General features: G+C 68.3%; 17 protein-coding genes and 1 tRNA gene. 14 read left to right on the plus strand and 4 right to left on the minus strand.

The window, feature by feature from the left end; all coding sequences use genetic code 11:
• The first annotated feature begins 167 nt into the window (after positions 1–167).
• Positions 168–239, plus strand: a tRNA-Val gene (locus ABD108_RS14445).
• Between the two features lie 54 nt (positions 240–293).
• On the opposite strand, the gene ABD108_RS14450 is transcribed toward ABD108_RS14445, so the two are convergent.
• Complete coding sequence (locus ABD108_RS14450; protein WP_343930627.1) at positions 294–1,295, minus strand: DUF418 domain-containing protein; 1,002 nt, start codon at positions 1,293–1,295, stop codon at positions 294–296.
• Between the two features lie 353 nt (positions 1,296–1,648).
• Between ABD108_RS14450 and ABD108_RS14455 the strand changes: the two genes are divergently transcribed.
• Both ABD108_RS14455 and ABD108_RS14460 read left to right on the plus strand, forming a co-directional pair.
• Positions 1,649–2,086 carry a VOC family protein gene (locus ABD108_RS14455; protein WP_220659055.1) on the plus strand — a complete coding sequence of 146 codons (438 nt, stop codon included), beginning with the start codon at positions 1,649–1,651 and terminating at the stop codon, positions 2,084–2,086.
• A gap of 118 nt (positions 2,087–2,204) precedes the next feature.
• The gene (locus tag ABD108_RS14460; RefSeq protein ID WP_343930628.1) at positions 2,205–2,957 is read left to right on the plus strand and encodes a transglutaminase-like domain-containing protein; all 753 of its coding nucleotides are present in this window, start codon (positions 2,205–2,207) and stop codon (positions 2,955–2,957) included.
• Between the two features lie 20 nt (positions 2,958–2,977).
• Here the strand turns inward: ABD108_RS14460 and ABD108_RS14465 are convergent, their stop codons facing one another.
• Both ABD108_RS14465 and ABD108_RS14470 read right to left on the minus strand, forming a co-directional pair.
• Positions 2,978–3,895, minus strand: a complete 918-nt coding sequence (locus tag ABD108_RS14465) for an alpha/beta fold hydrolase (RefSeq protein WP_343930629.1) — start codon at positions 3,893–3,895, stop codon at positions 2,978–2,980.
• Between the two features lie 38 nt (positions 3,896–3,933).
• Positions 3,934–4,878, minus strand: a complete 945-nt coding sequence (locus ABD108_RS14470; RefSeq protein WP_343930630.1) for an MFS transporter — start codon at positions 4,876–4,878, stop codon at positions 3,934–3,936.
• 422 nt (positions 4,879–5,300) lie between these two features.
• Between ABD108_RS14470 and ABD108_RS14475 the strand changes: the two genes are divergently transcribed.
• The 9 genes from ABD108_RS14475 to ABD108_RS14515 all read left to right on the plus strand — a co-directional run bounded on the left by ABD108_RS14475 (position 5,301) and on the right by ABD108_RS14515 (position 13,425).
• Positions 5,301–6,008 (plus strand): hypothetical protein, encoded by a 708-nt coding sequence (locus ABD108_RS14475; RefSeq protein WP_343930631.1) that lies wholly within the window; start codon positions 5,301–5,303, stop codon positions 6,006–6,008.
• Positions 6,009–6,024: 16 nt separating this feature from the next.
• Complete coding sequence (locus tag ABD108_RS14480; RefSeq protein WP_343930632.1) at positions 6,025–6,459, plus strand: TIGR02611 family protein; 435 nt, start codon at positions 6,025–6,027, stop codon at positions 6,457–6,459.
• Positions 6,459–7,013 (plus strand): (2Fe-2S)-binding protein, encoded by a 555-nt coding sequence (locus tag ABD108_RS14485; protein WP_343930633.1) that lies wholly within the window; start codon positions 6,459–6,461, stop codon positions 7,011–7,013. The genes ABD108_RS14480 and ABD108_RS14485 overlap by 1 nt, the downstream gene beginning before the upstream one ends.
• 109 nt (positions 7,014–7,122) lie before the next feature.
• The gene (gene thrS / locus ABD108_RS14490; protein ID WP_343930652.1) at positions 7,123–9,111 is read left to right on the plus strand and encodes a threonine--tRNA ligase; all 1,989 of its coding nucleotides are present in this window, start codon (positions 7,123–7,125) and stop codon (positions 9,109–9,111) included.
• Between the two features lie 29 nt (positions 9,112–9,140).
• Complete coding sequence (locus ABD108_RS14495) at positions 9,141–9,689, plus strand: HIT family protein (protein WP_220659048.1); 549 nt, start codon at positions 9,141–9,143, stop codon at positions 9,687–9,689.
• Positions 9,689–10,348, plus strand: a complete 660-nt coding sequence (pgsA, locus tag ABD108_RS14500; RefSeq protein WP_343930634.1) for a phosphatidylinositol phosphate synthase — start codon at positions 9,689–9,691, stop codon at positions 10,346–10,348. The genes ABD108_RS14495 and pgsA overlap by 1 nt, the downstream gene beginning before the upstream one ends.
• Positions 10,348–11,271, plus strand: a complete 924-nt coding sequence (locus ABD108_RS14505) for a phosphatidylinositol mannoside acyltransferase (protein WP_343930653.1) — start codon at positions 10,348–10,350, stop codon at positions 11,269–11,271. The genes pgsA and ABD108_RS14505 overlap by 1 nt, the downstream gene beginning before the upstream one ends.
• The gene (locus ABD108_RS14510) at positions 11,271–12,395 is read left to right on the plus strand and encodes a glycosyltransferase family 4 protein (RefSeq protein WP_220659046.1); all 1,125 of its coding nucleotides are present in this window, start codon (positions 11,271–11,273) and stop codon (positions 12,393–12,395) included. The genes ABD108_RS14505 and ABD108_RS14510 overlap by 1 nt, the downstream gene beginning before the upstream one ends.
• Positions 12,396–12,405: 10 nt before the next feature.
• On the plus strand, positions 12,406–13,425 hold the full coding sequence (locus tag ABD108_RS14515) for an NUDIX hydrolase (RefSeq protein ID WP_343930654.1): 1,020 nt from the start codon (positions 12,406–12,408) through the stop codon (positions 13,423–13,425).
• A gap of 73 nt (positions 13,426–13,498) precedes the next feature.
• Here ABD108_RS14515 and ABD108_RS14520 read toward each other — a convergent pair whose 3' ends face one another.
• Positions 13,499–13,933: a hypothetical protein gene (locus tag ABD108_RS14520; protein ID WP_343930635.1), complete on the minus strand. Its 435-nt coding sequence runs from the start codon at positions 13,931–13,933 to the stop codon at positions 13,499–13,501.
• A 109-nt stretch (positions 13,934–14,042) separates the two neighbouring features.
• On the opposite strand from ABD108_RS14520, the gene pdxS reads away from it, so the two are divergent.
• Both pdxS and ABD108_RS14530 read left to right on the plus strand, forming a co-directional pair.
• On the plus strand, positions 14,043–14,948 hold the full coding sequence (pdxS, locus tag ABD108_RS14525; RefSeq protein WP_220659044.1) for a pyridoxal 5'-phosphate synthase lyase subunit PdxS: 906 nt from the start codon (positions 14,043–14,045) through the stop codon (positions 14,946–14,948).
• 122 nt (positions 14,949–15,070) lie between these two features.
• Positions 15,071–15,845: RDD family protein (locus ABD108_RS14530; RefSeq protein ID WP_343930636.1), on the plus strand; the 775-nt coding region annotated here is incomplete at its 3' end.

Consider the following 15,845-nt stretch of genomic DNA (forward strand, 5'->3'; position numbering starts at 1 on the left):
TGTGTTCGCGTCGCAATCGGTGAGGTGGTGAAGCATCGTCCTGCCTCGTCGACTTACCTGGCTGAGGATAGCCGCAGGTAAGCGCCCCGATTACCCTTCCGCTCAGACGTCGTGTTAATGTTCTCTCTCGTTCGGCTGAGCGGTAACACGAAGCCGAGCGAAGCTTCGGTCCTATGGCTCAGTGGGAGAGCGTCCCCTTCACACGGGGAAGGTCGCTGGTTCGATCCCAGCTAGGACCACCGAAAAACCGCCTGGTGACAGGCGGTTTTCTTCGTTCTCGGGTGGCTTCGAATTCAGCGTGACCGGACGCGTCGCGCGCCACTGATGATGAGGTCGTAGGCCCGGTGCCACAGGATCTCCGCCGGCCCGCGATCGAACGTGCGCAGCCACAACCAGGAGAACGCGATCAGGATCGCCGAGATCGCCAGCCACGCCCCCACGGCCGCCGCGGGATAGTTCAGGCGCGCGAAGAAGTCGCGGTCGAACACAAGGTACTGCCCTAGGACACCGAGGATGTTCTGCAGGAGGTAGCACGTCAGAGCCATGCGTCCGACCAGGGACATCATGGTGCCGGTCCGCCCGAAGCCTCCGCGCCGGACGCCGTACTCGGTGACCAGGGCGAGCAGACCGAAGGACACACCGGCTGCGAACAAGTAACGGCCCCACGAGCTGTACTCGGGGAACAGCACGCTCACTGTGAAATCCGCAGGCAGCGCAACCCCGAATCCCACGGCCATCAGCCAGTACCGAAGTCGCCGGCCGCCGGCCTCGAAGACGCCGTGGCGGTACACGGCTCCGCCGAGGAGGAACAACGCCACCGCCATCACGACGAGGGTGGGGAACTCGGCGTTGATCATGAAGGCCTGCGGAAGGTTCTGCAGGTTGTACAGCGTCAGGTCCCACCAGCCGATGTCGGTCGAGCCCTCGGGGAGCTGCGGGCCGGGTGGGGGCGGCGGCATACCGCCGTTGTCCTGGAGGGTGAGGTAGACGAGATAGCCGATGTGGACGGCGAGGAAGAGCGTCGCCAGCCAGAGTTGAATACGGTCACTGAACAGCACGAGGAACGCGACGATGAAGGCGACCACTGCGTACGCGCGCAAGACATCGAACTGGACCACGAAGATGTAGTTGACGAGACCGTCGAGGAACAGAAGTGCACACCGTACGGGGTAGGTGCCCGGCCATTGGCGGCCGTGCCGCTGCGCCGACCGCTGTTGGATCACCACGCCGATCCCGAACATGATCGTCAGCAGGCCGAGGAACTTTCCGTTGGGAATCCATGACAGGAAGGCCACCACGCCGCCTTGATCTGGCGGAACCTGTGATGCCGCAGCGGCACCGCTTCCGGGCGCAGTGAAGATCCAGATGTTCGTAGCGAGTGTGCCCAGAATCGCGATGCCCCGCAGCACATCGAGCGTCGGCAGGCGTGTCCCCGTTGCCGCGTCAGTCGTACGGACGGTGTCGGATTGCTGTACGTGTGCGCCCGCCATGCCTCGAGTCTCTTCGCGAGCCAAGGTGCCTGGAAGACGGCGACTGTCCGCACTCTCTGCCCGAGTGGATGGACGTGGGCGTCGATCGGCGGGGGCGCTCGTCTGACAACTGCGCGGAGGCCGGGACAGTGCGACGCGGGCTCCGTAGCGTAGCCCGCATGATGATCAAACTCGAGAACGTCGGAATCGCGGTGCGAGACATCGAGGCGACGATCGCCTTCTTCACGGATCTGGGTCTGTCGGTGGTCGGAAGACAGACCGTGAGCGGCGAATGGGCAGACACCGCCGTGGGACTGGACGGAAATCACGCCAAGGTCGCCGTGCTCCGAACTCCCGATGGGCACGGGATGATCGAGCTGTTCGAGTACATCCACCCGGACGCGATCGAGACGACTCCCACGCTGCCCAACGAGATCGGCATGCACCGAATCGCGTTCTCAGTCGACGACATCGACGAGGCCCTCGCGATCGCCGCGCGGCACGGATGCCATCCGCTCCGCGGAGTCGCGACGTACGAGGACGTCTACAAGCTCACGTACCTGCGCGGCCCCAGCGACATCCTGGTGATGCTGGCGCAGGAATTGAAGAAGGGCTGATGGTGCGCCATCGAAGTCGCGGAGTTCTGACTCCGCCGTCGGCGATGGTTGCTCTGAGGTGGTAATCGACTACGCGGCGCCCACGAAGCTGACTGACCTGCGGTCGGTCCATCGAGCCATGCTCGCGAACGTCGAGCAGGACCCGGTCGAGCTGTGTCGGCCGGTTGCCTCGCTGATTGTTCAACCCTCCGATGTGCGCGCCTCCGGTACCTCGCTAGACCGGCTCTCGGAAAAGGACATCCGACGAGCAAGCGAGATCGTTGCGCGACTCCGCGAAATGGATCCGGCGCCATTGACGGTGCCACGTGAACCGGACAAACGCGTAGTCGGCACGTGCCGTCACTTCGCGGTCCTCGCATGCAGCATCCTCCGGCGATGCGCGATCCCGGCCCGAGTGCGATGCGGATTCGCCACATACTTCGTACCGAATCGCGCAGTGGACCACTGGATCGTCGAATATCTCGTCGATGATCGTTGGATACGGATCGATCCCGAAATACTCGGGGGTTCCGTGCTTGATCGGCCTGATGATCTTCGCCCCGGAGAGTTCCTGTCAGGGGCGGAGGCATGGCTCGCCTATCGGAACAACAGGGTCGATGCGATGGAGTTCGGTGTTTACGGCACGGAGAACTGGGGGCCCGCTGAGATTCGGGGGAACCTCGTGAAAGACCTCGCCGCGCTCAACAGGGTGGAAATGCTGCCGTGGGACGAGTGGGGGCGGATGACCGAGGCCTATGACGGACGCACTGGTCCCGATTACGATGCTCTTCTCGATCAGGTTGCGGCCGTGTGTTCGGGAGACGACCTTTCGCAGATTTCCACGGTGTACGGACATCCCGATCTGACAGTTCCGGACGAATTGATCGTATGACTTGGCCGAGGGCGCGACGGTCAGGTCGGGTGATTCGCCCGTTCGACGCTCGGACCCAGGTGCTTGTCGGCGGCTTTGGAGACGATCGTGTTGAACACGGATGCCATCTCGACGTTGCCCGCGTGACCGGTGTCGAGCTCGATGAGGTGTTCCAAATGGCCGGTGTCGTCGAGCGTCTTCGCGATCGCCCGCCCCATCCACGGCGGCGTCAGCTTATCGACTCGTCCGATGGTGACCGTGGTCGGCGAGGCGACGCTCCGAACCGCGGCCGCGCCCAGATCGAGATCGATGAGGGCAGCCGCGGCGCCGGCGCGGGTCACCGGGTCGCAGCGCCGGACGATATCGGCCACGAACGCCGCCTGGGCCCTCGTCGCCGTCCGCGGGTTCATCGTGCGCTGTCGAACCGCCTCTCGGACGACGGGGCCGCGCGGGATGCGGATCGGTGTGCCCAGCACCAGTTTTCCGAGAGCGACCGGCGCCGGGACCACGCCGTTGAGGAGAGGGAAGATGCGCGTGCCCCGCGCCAATCCTCCCGTCGTGGTGTTGGCGAGGACGGTGGCTGCACTGGTCCGTGCCGCCTGCTCGGGGTGTCTGTGCCACCAGGCCATGAGGGTGATGCCGCCCATGCTGTGTCCGACGGTGACGGCACGGCCGCCTCCCATCACGTGGTCGATCACCGCCGCGAAATCGTCCGCGAGCACGTCCGCGGTCAGGGGAGTGCGCCCTCGTGAGCTGTGGCCGTGGCCGCGCTGGTCGTAGGCGATCACGCGATAGGACGACGCGAGGGCGTCGATCTGGGGCTTCCAGTACTCGATACGGCAGGCCCAACCGTGGGAGAGCACGATCGTCGGGGCATCGGATGCGCCGAAGGTCTGCACTCGCAGGCGCGCACCGTCTTCTGTCGTGACCTGCGTGGTCTCGGCGATGTGAACCGTCATTCTCGCACGCTACGACATGATAGAGATTCTTGCTACTTCTATCGCGAACTTGGTTGAATGTTCGGTCCGGCCCGGTGATCGCGCGCGAGACGCATCGCGCCGAACGCCACCACTGCCGCGCTCGTGATCCCGCATCCTGCAATGGCGGCGGGGAGTGAAACCAGATCGGCACCGGCGCCGATGACAGGTGGCCCGCCCAGGTAGGCGAGATATCCCACACAGCTCACGGCTGCCGTCGCCGCGGGCGCCGCGCTGGGGGAACGCGCGGCGGCGAGCCCGATCGCGAGCGGAAACACCGGTCCCACGGCCAGGCCGACCGCGACCACGCCGAGGTACGCGCCCACCCATCCGTCGTAGAGGGAAGCGGTCGCCGTGCCAGTCCCGATCGCGATCGCGGCCGTGGCGAGGAGGCGGGACGCTCCGATGCGGTGCAGCAACCTGTCTCCGAGCGAGCGGGACACGAACATCGCCACGCTGAAAGCGACCACCACGGTGGAGCCCACCTCGACACCGGCTCCGCGTTCCCGGCCGATCAGCAGCGCGGACCAATCGGTGAGCATGCCCTCGACGAGCAATGCCGCGACGGCGATCGCGGCGATCGGAGCGCCGATCGTGGTCATCAACGACCAAGGGGCGGAGGGTATCGCTGATCCTCGGGGGTGGTCCGCTCGGTCGAGCTGCAGCGCGGCCCCGGTGGCGAGGAGTGCGAGGCCGAACCCGACCGCGAGGAAGTGAACCCGGAGCGGGACACCGACGCTCGTGGCGATCGCTCCGCCTGATGCGCCGCAGAGCACTCCGAGGCTGTAGCCGCCGTGCAGACGGGAGAGAACCCGTCTATTACTTCTGGTCTCGAATTCCACGCCGGCGGTGTTCATGGCCACGTCGAGAATGCCGGACGCAGATCCCAATGCGGCGAGAACGCACGCGAGCGATGTCGCCCCCTGCGCAGCGGCGATGAGCGGAAGTCCGGCCGCGAACGCCACGGCGGCTCCGAGAGAGCTCCGTCGACTACCTAACGCCGCGACCAATCGCGGAGCGGCCAATAGTCCCGGCACCGATCCGGCCGCCACGCCGAAGAGAACCAAACCAAGTGTGCTGTCCGACATCGACAGCGCACCTTGCACTTCAGGAATTCGGGGCGCCCAGCTCGCGAGTACCGCGCCGTTGACGAAGAACACCACCCACAAGCCGAGGAGTGGTCGGCGGACACGGACGAACGTGGTGAGGGATTGGAACGACATGCGGCCTCGCGGCCGCCCTGACGGAGACTGTGGGCGCTCCCCGGACGGAACAGGGGGCGCAGCACCGAGGTGCTCTACTCAGCCAATCACAGCCGCGGGGCGACGTCGAACCGCGCACCGACCGCCTGGTCGTTCACCGATCCGGTTGCGCTACCGTGAAGATCATGTTCACGGCAGCAGAACGTCAGGACGTCGCCAATCGGCTGATCGCCGCGGCGCAGCAGTCGGACGACTTCGTCGCCGGCGCAGTGGTGGGCCCCGCCGCGGTCGGCGCACTCGACGACGTCACCGGAATCGATCTGCGCTTCGCGGCTTCCAGCGAGAAGAACATCGACGACATCCGGGGCTTCCTGACCCGCGCGATGTACCGCGACTTCGGCGCCGTGCATCACACCGCCGACGCCGGAGCGGTGGTCTACCTCTTGCCGAACCTGCTCACCGCCCGGATCGGCGTGGTCCCCGCCGAACTCTTCGGGCCTCGGCCCGGCGAGCCCTTCCAACAACTCTTCGGCACCGCCGGTGCGGCTCCGACCGCGGGCACCGTGGACCTGATCGGACCCACCTGGCTCGCGGCCCTGCGCACCCGGGCCGCGCTGCGCCGCGGAGACGGACCGGCCGCCGCGGCCCAGCTGGATCTCCTCCGCGACGCGCTCGTGGCGCTCGCCGGCGCGCGGACCGCCGCACCCGACGGTTACCTCCCGCGCGAGGAGCGCGACGCCATCCGGGCGACCTTCCCGTCCTCGCACAACTATGTGGAGGTGGAACGCGCATTCGGAGTCGCGGTTCAGATCCTCGACCACGAGCTTCAGGCCGCAGCGCCCACGGTGGGCGACGCCGTGGCGCTGCCGCTGCTCGAAGAGATCGCGAACTGATCGGTACGCTGGGAGGATGCCTGACCACGACACCGAGAGCGGCTCACCCCTGAGCCGACTGCACACGTGGCGCGAACGCGTGAAGTCCAACCGCCAGGGGCGGCTCGCGTGGCGGATCGCCGTCGGCGTGATCGGTGGGGCCGTGCTCATCGCGGGCATCATCGCCATTCCCTACCCCGGGCCCGGCTGGCTCATCGTGTTCGCGGGCCTCGGCATCCTGTCCACCGAATTCGAGTGGGCGCACCGCCTCCTCCGCTTCGCGCGTGCCCGGTACGACCGCTTCGCGGACTGGCTGGGCAAGCAGAACATTCTGGTCAAGGGCCTGTTCGGGCTCGGCACCTGCGCCATCGTCCTGCTCACGCTCTGGTTGCTCGGCGCACTCGTCATGGCCGGCGGCTGGGTGGGCATCGACTGGTCGTGGTTGCAGAGCCCCATCTTCGGCGACGACTGATGACGGAGGCGGACCCGGCCGCCGCCATCGACGAGCTGCAGCGGTCCATGCGCGCACCCGAGCGCCGCGTCGCCGGAATCCTCTACTGGTACGCCCTGTCCGGGGCGCTCGCGCGCCTCGCTCTGATCGAGGGACTCGATGCCGACCGCGCCCGGGTCACCGTCGGGCCGGGCGGCTGGCCCCAGGTCGACGGTGCGCCCCCGACCCCCGATCCACTGCCCGCACTCGGGCGGCACTTCCGGTCGACCATCTCCGCCGTGGCCGCCGCATCGGGGGCGCCCACGCGGGCGCTATGGGCCATCGGGACGGACTCGGTGGCCTCGGTGGCCCTCGCGGCACCGGACCCCGCCGCGCTCGCCGCTGCGGTGCTCGCAGAATGCGGTCCCGAGGCGCCGCCCGCCCGTTTCGAGGCCGCACCGGGCCGCGGCACCGTGGTTCGACGGGGCTCGTGCTGCCTGCTCTACCTGTGCCCCGGAAACGAGAAATGCCTGAGCTGCCCGCGGCAGACGCCCGAGGAACGCCACGGTCGATTAGCGGTGGCGGACGACCGATAGGATCGGTGTACCGACAACCCGCGTGCGGCCAGGTATGCCGCCCGCATGAAATAGGAGCACCGTGAGCACCACCTTCGTCGTCCCCGCCGGTATCGCCGCCGGGGCCGCCATGCGCGAGCTGGATCTTCCCAACAAGGGCCCTGAGGCCATCGTGGTGGTGAAGACGACCGACGGCACTCTCAGGGACCTCAGTTGGGTCCCGGAGACCGACACCGAGGTCGAGGCCGTGGCGGCGAACACCGAGGACGGCCGCAACGTGATCCGGCATTCCGCGGCGCACGTGCTGGCGCAGGCTGTGCAGGACGGATTCCCCGGCACGAAGCTGGGCATCGGGCCGTTCATCAAGGACGGCTTCTACTACGACTTCGATGTGGCCGAGCCCTTCACTCCCGAGGATCTGAAGAACCTCGAGAAGAAGATGAAGCAGATCATCAAGGCGGGGCAGAAGTTCAGCCGCCGCGTGTACGAGAGCAAGGACGAGGCCCGCGCCGAGCTGGCCGGCGAGCCCTACAAGCTCGAGCTCATCGACGATAAGGGCGCGGCCGAGGACGCCGAGGTGATGGAGGTCGGCGGCGCCGAGCTCACCGCCTACGACAACCTCAATCCCCGCACGGGCGAGCGGATCTGGGGCGATCTGTGCCGCGGCCCGCACGTGCCCACCACCAAGTACATCCCGGCCGTGAAGCTCACCCGCAGCTCGGCCGCGTACTGGCGCGGCGATCAGAACAATGCCGACCTGCAGCGCATCTACGGCACCGCGTGGGAGTCGCCCGAGGCGCAGGACGAGTACCTCGAACTGCTCGCCGAGGCCGAGAAGCGCGACCACCGCAAGCTCGGATCCGAGCTCGACCTGTTCAGCTTCCCCGACGAGCTGGGCTCCGGCCTGCCGGTGTTCCACCCCAAGGGCGGCATCATCAAGCGCGAGATGGAGGACTACGTCCGCGCCAAGCACATCGAGCACGGCTTCGAGTACGTCGGCACCCCGCACATCTCCAAGGAGAACCTGTTCCACACCTCGGGACATCTGCCGTACTACGCGGACACGATGTTCCCTCCGCTCCACGTGGATGAGGAGCGCAACGCCGAGGGCGAGATCACCAAGCAGGGGCAGGACTACTACCTCAAGGCCATGAACTGCCCCATGCACAACCTGATCTACCGGTCGCGCGGCAGGTCGTACCGCGAGCTGCCGCTCCGACTGTTCGAGTTCGGCCACGTCTATCGCTACGAGAAGTCCGGCGTCATCCAGGGGCTGACTCGTGTGCGCGGGTTCGCTCAGGACGATTCGCACAGCTACGTGACCCCGGAACAGGCGAAGGGGGAGATCAAGCACCTCCTCGACTTCATCCTGGGCCTGCTGCGCGACTTCGGCCTCAATGACTTCTACCTCGAGCTGTCCACGCGCGGCGATTCCGACAAGTTCATCGGGTCCGACGAACAGTGGGCCGTCGCGACCGGCATCCTCGAAGAGGTCTGCCTCGAGTCCGGCCTGCAGCTCGTACCGGACCCGGGCGGCGCGGCGTTCTACGGCCCGAAGGTGTCCGTCCAGGCCAAGGACGCCATCGGCCGGACCTGGCAGATGTCGACGATCCAGTACGACTTCAATCAGCCGGCCGGATTCAATCTCGAGTACACCGCCGCTGATGGCACCAAGCAGCAGCCGGTGATGATCCACTCGGCGAAGTTCGGGTCGATCGAGCGCTTCTTCGGTGTGCTCACCGAGCACTACGCCGGCGCCTTCCCGGGCTGGCTGGCGCCGGAACAGGTCGTGGGCATCCCCGTCGCCGACCAGTTCGGCGACCACCTGGAGTCCGTGATCCGCAAGCTGCGCGCCGAGGGCATCCGCGCCCACGTCGACCACAGCGACGACCGGATGCAGAAGAAGATCCGCAACCACACCACGCAGAAGGTTCCGTTCATGCTGCTCGCCGGCGAGCGCGATCAGGAGGCCGGCGCGGTGAGCTTCCGGTTCCGCGACGGCACCCAGGTGAACGAGGTGCCCGTCGACGATGCCGTGCAGCGCATCGTCGAATGGGTGCGCGCGCGCCGCAACGAATCGCCGACCGCCGAGCTGCTCGGCACCGTCGTGACGCCCTGACGGAACGATCGAGACGGGAGGGGAGCGAGATGGTGGACGAATCCGGCGACGCACACCGCGATTTCGGCGTGGGCGACGGCGACGAGAGCATCGAACGGCTCTGGACGCCGTACCGGATGCGCTACCTCGTCGACACCCCTCCCGTTCCCGAGGGCAGCACCGCCTTCCTCGAGATCCCCAAGCTGGCCGACGAGGACGGCCTCATCGTGGCCCGCGGCGAGCACTGCTACGTGGTGCTCAACCTGTTCCCGTACAACCCGGGGCACTGCATGGTGGTGCCCTACCGCCAGGTGGCCGATCTCGAAGACCTCACCGACGACGAGGCCTCCGAGATGATGCGGCTCACCCAGAAGACGATCCGCGTGATCAAGCGGATCTCCCGGCCCGCGGCCTTCAACGTGGGCCTGAATCTGGGGCGCGCGGGTGGCGGTTCCATCGCCGAGCACCTGCACCAGCACATCGTGCCCCGTTGGCCCGGCGATGCGAACTACATCACGGTGCTCTCGGGCACTAAGGTGATGCCGCAGCTTCTGGGACAGACCCGGGCGCTCATGGCGAAGGCCTGGGAGGAGGTCTAGTGTCCTCGATCTTCAGTCGCGAGGCGGTGTCCAAGGTCACCCATCCGATCGGTAAGACGCTGATCAAGACGGGCCTGACCCCCGACGCGGTCACGCTGTTCGGCACCGTCTGCTCGGTGACCGCGGCGTTGTGGCTCTTCCCCACCGATCACCTGTTCGCGGGAACCCTGGTGATCTGGTTCTTCGTCATGTTCGACATGCTCGACGGTGCCATGGCCCGCGCCCGCGGTGGCGGCACCCGGTTCGGCGCGTGGCTCGACGCCACCTGCGACCGGATCGCCGACGGTGCCATCTTCGCCGGCCTCGCCTGGTGGGCCGTGTTCACCGAGGACAACCGCTACAACCTGCTGATCGCCACCCTGATCTGCCTGGTCACCTCGCAGGTGATCAGCTACGCCAAGGCGCGCGCCGAGGCCTCCGGGCTCAAGGGCGACGGTGGCTGGATCGAGCGCCCGGAGCGGCTCATCATCGTGCTCGTGGGCGCGGGCTTCACCGGCCTCGGCGTGTGGTGGGCCATCCACATCGCGATGTGGCTGCTGGCCGTGACGAGCATCGTCACCGTGTTCCAACGCGCGCTCAGCGTGCGCCGCTCGCCCGGTGCCACCGATCTGCTGCCGCTGCCGCAGGCGGTCGAACAGCACGGGGAGGATCAGGCGTGATCAATCCGCGCGAAGAGGCCGCCGATCTCGCCTACCGCACGGGCTGGGCGGTCACCAAGCGGATGCCCGAGTTCGCCGCGAAGTTCCTGTTCGACGATCTCGGTGGGCGGCTCGGCGCGCGCGGCGAGAACGTGCAGCTGCGCAAGAATCTCGCCCGCGTGCTCGGCACCACCCCGGATGCGGTGCCGCAGAGCCTGATCGAGGCGTCGGCACGCTCCTACGCGCGGTACTGGCGCGAGTCCTTCCGGCTGCCCGCCATGGATCTGCAGGAGCTGGGCCGGCGGCTCGATCCGTTCGTCGACGCGCCCAGCGTGCACGAGGCCATGGAAGCGGGCACCGGCGCCGTACTCGCCCTGCCGCACAGCGGCAACTGGGACATGGCGGGTGTCTGGCTCGCGCAGCACTACGGCCGGTTCGCCACCGTCGCCGAACGGCTCAAGCCGGAATCGCTGTTTCGCCAGTTCGTCGACTACCGCGAGTCCCTGGGCTTCGAGATCTTCCCGACCTCCGGCGGCGAACAGCCGCCCATGCAGGCCCTCGCCGAGCGGCTGCGGCAGGGCCGCCCGATCTGCCTCCTAGGTGAGCGCGATCTCGCGAAACACGGTGTGCCCGTCACCTTCTTCGGTGAGCCCACCAGGATGCCCGCGGGCCCGGCGAAGCTCGCGATCGATACCGGCGCCCCGCTGCTCCCGGTGCACTGCTGGTTCGAGGGCGAGGACTGGGGCTTCAAGGCCGGCGCCCCGATCGACGTCTCCCGCGGGATCGAGGACGCCACGCAGCGGTTGGCGCACGCCTTCGAGGAGAACATCGCCGCGCACCCCGAGGATTGGCACATGCTGCAGCCGCTGTGGGAGGCCGACTGGTCGCAGTCCCGCCGCGATCGGATCCTGGGAACCCCGGGCGAGGGCTCCGAGGTGCGCTGATGCGGATCGGAATGATCTGCCCCTACTCGTTCGACGTCGCGGGCGGAGTGCAGGCCCACGTGGTCGACCTCGCCCGGGTGCTCATCGCCCGCGGCCACGAGGTCTCGGTGCTCACGCCGTCGTCGAAGGAGACGGTGCTGCCCGAGTTCGCGGTCTCCTCCGGTAAGGCCGTGGCGATCCCGTACAACGGCTCGGTGTCGCGCCTGAGCTTCGGGCCGGTGGCCTTCGCCCGCCTGCGCCGGTGGATCCGCGACGGGGAGTTCGACGTGCTGCACGTGCACGAGCCGAACGCCCCCAGCCTGAGCATGCTGGCGCTGGCCATCGCCGACGGCCCGATCGTCGCGACCTTCCACACGTCCACCGAGAAGTCCCTGGTGCTCTCGGTGTTCCAGAGCGTGCTGCGGCCCTCGCACGAGAAGATCCGCGGCAAGATCGCGGTCTCCGAGCTGGCGCGCCGCTGGCAGATGGAATCACTCGGCTCCGATGCGATCGAGATCCCGAACGGCGTGGACGTCAAGCACTTCGCGCGCGGTGACCGTCTTCCCGGGTACCCGCGTCCGGGACGGACGGTCCTGTTCCTCGGCCGGTACGACGAGCCGCGCAAGGGGATGGCCGTCTTCCTGGAGGCGCTGCCGGCGATCGTCGCCGCCCAGCCCGATGTCGAGGTGCTGGTGATCGGTCGCGGCGACGACGAGAAGCTGCTGCGCGAGGCGGGGGAGTACGCCCGACACCTGCGCCTGCTGGGCGCGGTCACCGACGAGGAGAAAGCGGCAGCGCTGCGCTCGGCCGATGTCTACGTGGCCCCGAACCTCGGCGGCGAGAGCTTCGGCATCGTGCTCGTCGAGGCGATGGCAGCCGGCGCCGCCGTGGTCGCGAGCGACCTCAACGCCTTCGAACGGGTGCTGTCCGGGGGAGAATGCGGCGTCCTCGTTCCGGTGGGAGACGGTGCCGCGCTCGGCGCCGCCGTCGCGGGCCTACTGTCCGACGACGATGCCCGCCGCGCCCAGGTGGCGCGCGCCTCGGATGCGGTGTGGCGATTCGATTGGTCCGTGGTCGCCGAACAGGTGCTGCGCGTGTACGAGACCGTCGCCGTGCCCGGCGTGGTCGTGAGCATCGACGACTGAGGCAGCCGTGCTGAATCTGACCGCGACCACCGTGCTCGTCATCGGCCTCATCGTGTCGATGGTGCTGATCGTCGCCGTGCTGGCGTACCAGACGGCGCACCGTCTGGACCGGTTGCACGTGCGCACCGATCTGTCCTACCAGGCGCTCGAATCCGCGTTGGCCCGCCGTGCCGTGGTCGTGCGGGCGGTCGCCGCGACCCTGCCCGCGGAGCAGGGGCGCGCCTTGCGGGTGGTGGCCGACCGCGCCGAGAACGCCGATCGCGACGACCGCGAAGTGCGCGAGAACCAATTGTCCAGCGCGATCGGGGCGATCGATGTGGAGACACTGCCGCGGTCCCTGGTCGCCGAGATCGCCGACGCCGATACCCGGGTCACCATGGCTCGCCGGTTCCACAACGACGCCGTGCGCGATACGCGGGCCCTGCGTGGTCGCCGATTCGTGCGCTGGCTGCACCTCGGCGGCACCGCACCGATGCCGCGGTACTTCGACATCGTCGACCGCGGTGGCGTGCTGCCGGCGGCACTGCTCGCGGAGAGCGGTGACCGGCGGGTGTCGGCGCGGGTGATCCTCGTCGACCGCGACGGCGCCGTGCTCGTGGTGCACGGGCACGATCCGCGCAACGCGGCCGACCGGTTCTGGTTCACGCCCGGCGGCGGCGTGGAACCGGGCGAGGATCTCGATCTCGCGGCGATCCGTGAGGTGCGCGAGGAGACCGGGCTGGAGCTGACACCGGGAGCGCTGATCGGGCCGTTGTACCGGCGCGAGGCCGTGTTCGCCTTCGACGGCGATGTGATGGACTCCGACGAGTACTTCTTCGGCGCGATCGTCGACCGGTTCGAGCCCGCCCCCGCCGGTCTCACCGAGCTGGAAGTGCGCACGATCGACGAGCTGCGCTGGTGCAGGCCCGACGAACTGGCCACCCTCGCCGACCCGGTGTATCCCCAGGCGCTGCCGGCGCTCATCCCCGACGTCCGCTCAGCCGTCGGCGCCGGCACCCCGCCCGACGGCGCCCCGCGCGCCATCGACTAGTTCAGAAACCGGCGCGATCTTCGCTCACAGGCCGTGATTCGTCATGTGAGCGAGGAAAACCCCGGTTTGTGTCTCACTCCGATTCGGAGCGCCCGCGAACGTCCCAGACTCCCGGTGGAGAGTCGACGGCATCGAAGGCATTCCGTGCGCCGGTGGCGTCGGAGACGACGAAGATCCTGCGCTGATCGTCCGGCGGTACCGCCAGCCAGCGGGTGTCGGTGGAGATGAAAGGGGAGATCGAGCCCGCGAGCGTCCCGCCGACGGTGACCATGAAGTCGATCGCACGGTCGACATCGGCCTCGGTGGGCCGGCTGATCGACAATCCATCGATACCGACGGACATCTCCGACTGGTATCCGAACTCGTTCTCCGGTGCCAGATACTCGCCCTCACCGACCGGCGCGAGCGCCCACCGAGCGACGAACGCGGCGACCAGTGCCGGATCGAACTCGGGTCCGAGGCTGTCGGTCGCCGGTTCGATCGAGTACACGCCTATGAACCCACCCATGGCTGGAGTGTAGGTGCCGCAGGTGGCCGCGACCCACCCGGCGATCGGTGCACCGGCATCGGGAATACTGGGACTTCACACGTCCCACCCCGCTCAAGGAGACCCGTCAGTGACCACTGATCCCCAGACCGCACCCGTCACCGGCACCGCGCGCGTGAAGCGTGGCATGGCCGAGATGCTCAAGGGCGGCGTGATCATGGACGTGGTCACCCCCGAGCAGGCCAAGATCGCCGAGGACGCCGGCGCCGTGGCCGTGATGGCCCTGGAGCGCGTGCCCGCCGACATCCGCGCCCAGGGCGGCGTGAGCCGCATGTCCGACCCCGACATGATCGACGGCATCATCGAGGCCGTCTCGATCCCGGTCATGGCCAAGGCACGCATCGGCCATTTCGTCGAGGCGCAGATCCTGCAGGCCCTCGGCGTCGACTACATCGACGAGTCCGAGGTGCTGACTCCGGCCGATTACGCCAACCACATCGACAAGTTCGCCTTCACGGTGCCCTTCGTCTGCGGCGCCACCAACCTGGGTGAGGCGCTGCGCCGCATCACCGAGGGCGCCGCGATGATCCGCAGCAAGGGCGAGGCCGGCACCGGCGACGTCTCGAACGCCACCACGCACATGCGCAAGATCCGCGACGAGATCCGCCGTCTCACCTCGCTGCCGGAGGACGAGCTGTACGTCGCGGCGAAGGAGCTGCAGGCTCCGTACGACCTCGTCGTCGAGGTCGCCAAGAACGGCAAGCTGCCCGTCACCCTGTTCACCGCCGGTGGCATCGCCACCCCGGCCGACGCCGCGATGATGATGCAGCTGGGCGCCGAGGGCGTGTTCGTGGGCTCGGGCATCTTCAAGTCGGGCAACCCGGAGCAGCGCGCGAAGGCGATCGTCGCCGCGACCACCTTCTACGACGACCCGGGCAAGCTCGCCGAGGTCTCGCGCGGGCTGGGCGAGGCGATGGTCGGCATCAACGTCGACGACATCCCGCAGCCGCACCGGCTGGCGGAACGCGGCTGGTAACGGCATGTCGCCTGCCGGTGTCGGGGGAATCGCGCTAGCGTCGAGGCTGCGCGTTTCCCGGTCACTCGGGCGACGAGCCGAATAGCAACGCACGATTGTCGATGTAGCAGGTGAGGCGGAGGATGACAGACCAAGCAACCGGAGGACAGCGGGCCGATGGCGCGCCGATCGCGCTACGGGTGCTCGCGTACGTCGCCGACCTCTGTCTCGCGTCCACGGTCGTAGCGATCGCACTGATCATCAACGTCCTCGCGGGCGTCGAGAAGGGCCCGTACTTCCTCGGCGGCGGCGTGATCGTCGCGATCATCATCTCGATCGTGCTGCACGGCGCCTTCGGTGCCAGCCCCGGCAAGATGCTCGCCGGACTCACCGTGGTCGACGCCGACACCCGCCGCGCCCTCGGTTACCCCGCCTCCGCGATCCGCTCGGTGGTCTTCAACGTGCTCGCTCCGCTGGTGTACCTCCCGGCCTGGTCGATCCTGGCCGACGGCGGGCGCCGCGGCATCCACGAGAAGGCCTCCAAGACCACTGTGGTCGACGGTGCCGATGTGGTGGCCGAGGAGCCCCGCCCGCAGCCGGCGACCCCGTCGGGCCCGCTCGGCGGCCTCGTCGCCGGAGACGCCGCCGAGGATTCGGCGCTGCAGCGGATCCCCACCCCGCTCCCGGCCGACGCCGCCCCGACCGATGCGCTGACCGACGACGCGGACGGCGAGCCGCGCGAGCGGCTGCAGCCCCCGTCGTTGCCGCCGCTGCCCGACGATGTGCCCGGGCTGCGGCCGGTGCCGCCGCGCTTCGGTCCGCCGCTCGCCGACGGGGAGGAGTCGACCGCGGCGCCGGCCGCCGCATTCGCCCAGCCTCCGCAGGCGCCCGTTGCTCCGCCCGTGCCGCCGCGTCCCG

This window comes from Tsukamurella strandjordii (genome assembly GCF_039525985.1).
Lineage (GTDB): Bacteria > Actinomycetota > Actinomycetes > Mycobacteriales > Mycobacteriaceae > Tsukamurella > Tsukamurella strandjordii.

Excerpts from the sequence above, each read along its gene's own strand:
- ABD108_RS14455 (WP_220659055.1), top strand. The coding sequence starts at position 1,649 with ATGATGATCAAACTCGAGAACGTCGGAATCGCGGTGCGAGACATCGAG.
- ABD108_RS14460 (WP_343930628.1), top strand. The coding sequence starts at position 2,205 with ATGCTCGCGAACGTCGAGCAGGACCCGGTCGAGCTGTGTCGGCCGGTT.
- ABD108_RS14465 (WP_343930629.1), bottom strand. The coding sequence starts at position 3,895 with ATGACGGTTCACATCGCCGAGACCACGCAGGTCACGACAGAAGACGGT.
- ABD108_RS14475 (WP_343930631.1), top strand. The coding sequence starts at position 5,301 with ATGTTCACGGCAGCAGAACGTCAGGACGTCGCCAATCGGCTGATCGCC.
- ABD108_RS14480 (WP_343930632.1), top strand. The coding sequence starts at position 6,025 with ATGCCTGACCACGACACCGAGAGCGGCTCACCCCTGAGCCGACTGCAC.
- ABD108_RS14485 (WP_343930633.1), top strand. The coding sequence starts at position 6,459 with ATGACGGAGGCGGACCCGGCCGCCGCCATCGACGAGCTGCAGCGGTCC.
- thrS (WP_343930652.1), top strand. The coding sequence starts at position 7,123 with ATGCGCGAGCTGGATCTTCCCAACAAGGGCCCTGAGGCCATCGTGGTG.
- ABD108_RS14495 (WP_220659048.1), top strand. The coding sequence starts at position 9,141 with ATGGTGGACGAATCCGGCGACGCACACCGCGATTTCGGCGTGGGCGAC.
- ABD108_RS14510 (WP_220659046.1), top strand. The coding sequence starts at position 11,271 with ATGCGGATCGGAATGATCTGCCCCTACTCGTTCGACGTCGCGGGCGGA.
- ABD108_RS14520 (WP_343930635.1), bottom strand. The coding sequence starts at position 13,933 with ATGGGTGGGTTCATAGGCGTGTACTCGATCGAACCGGCGACCGACAGC.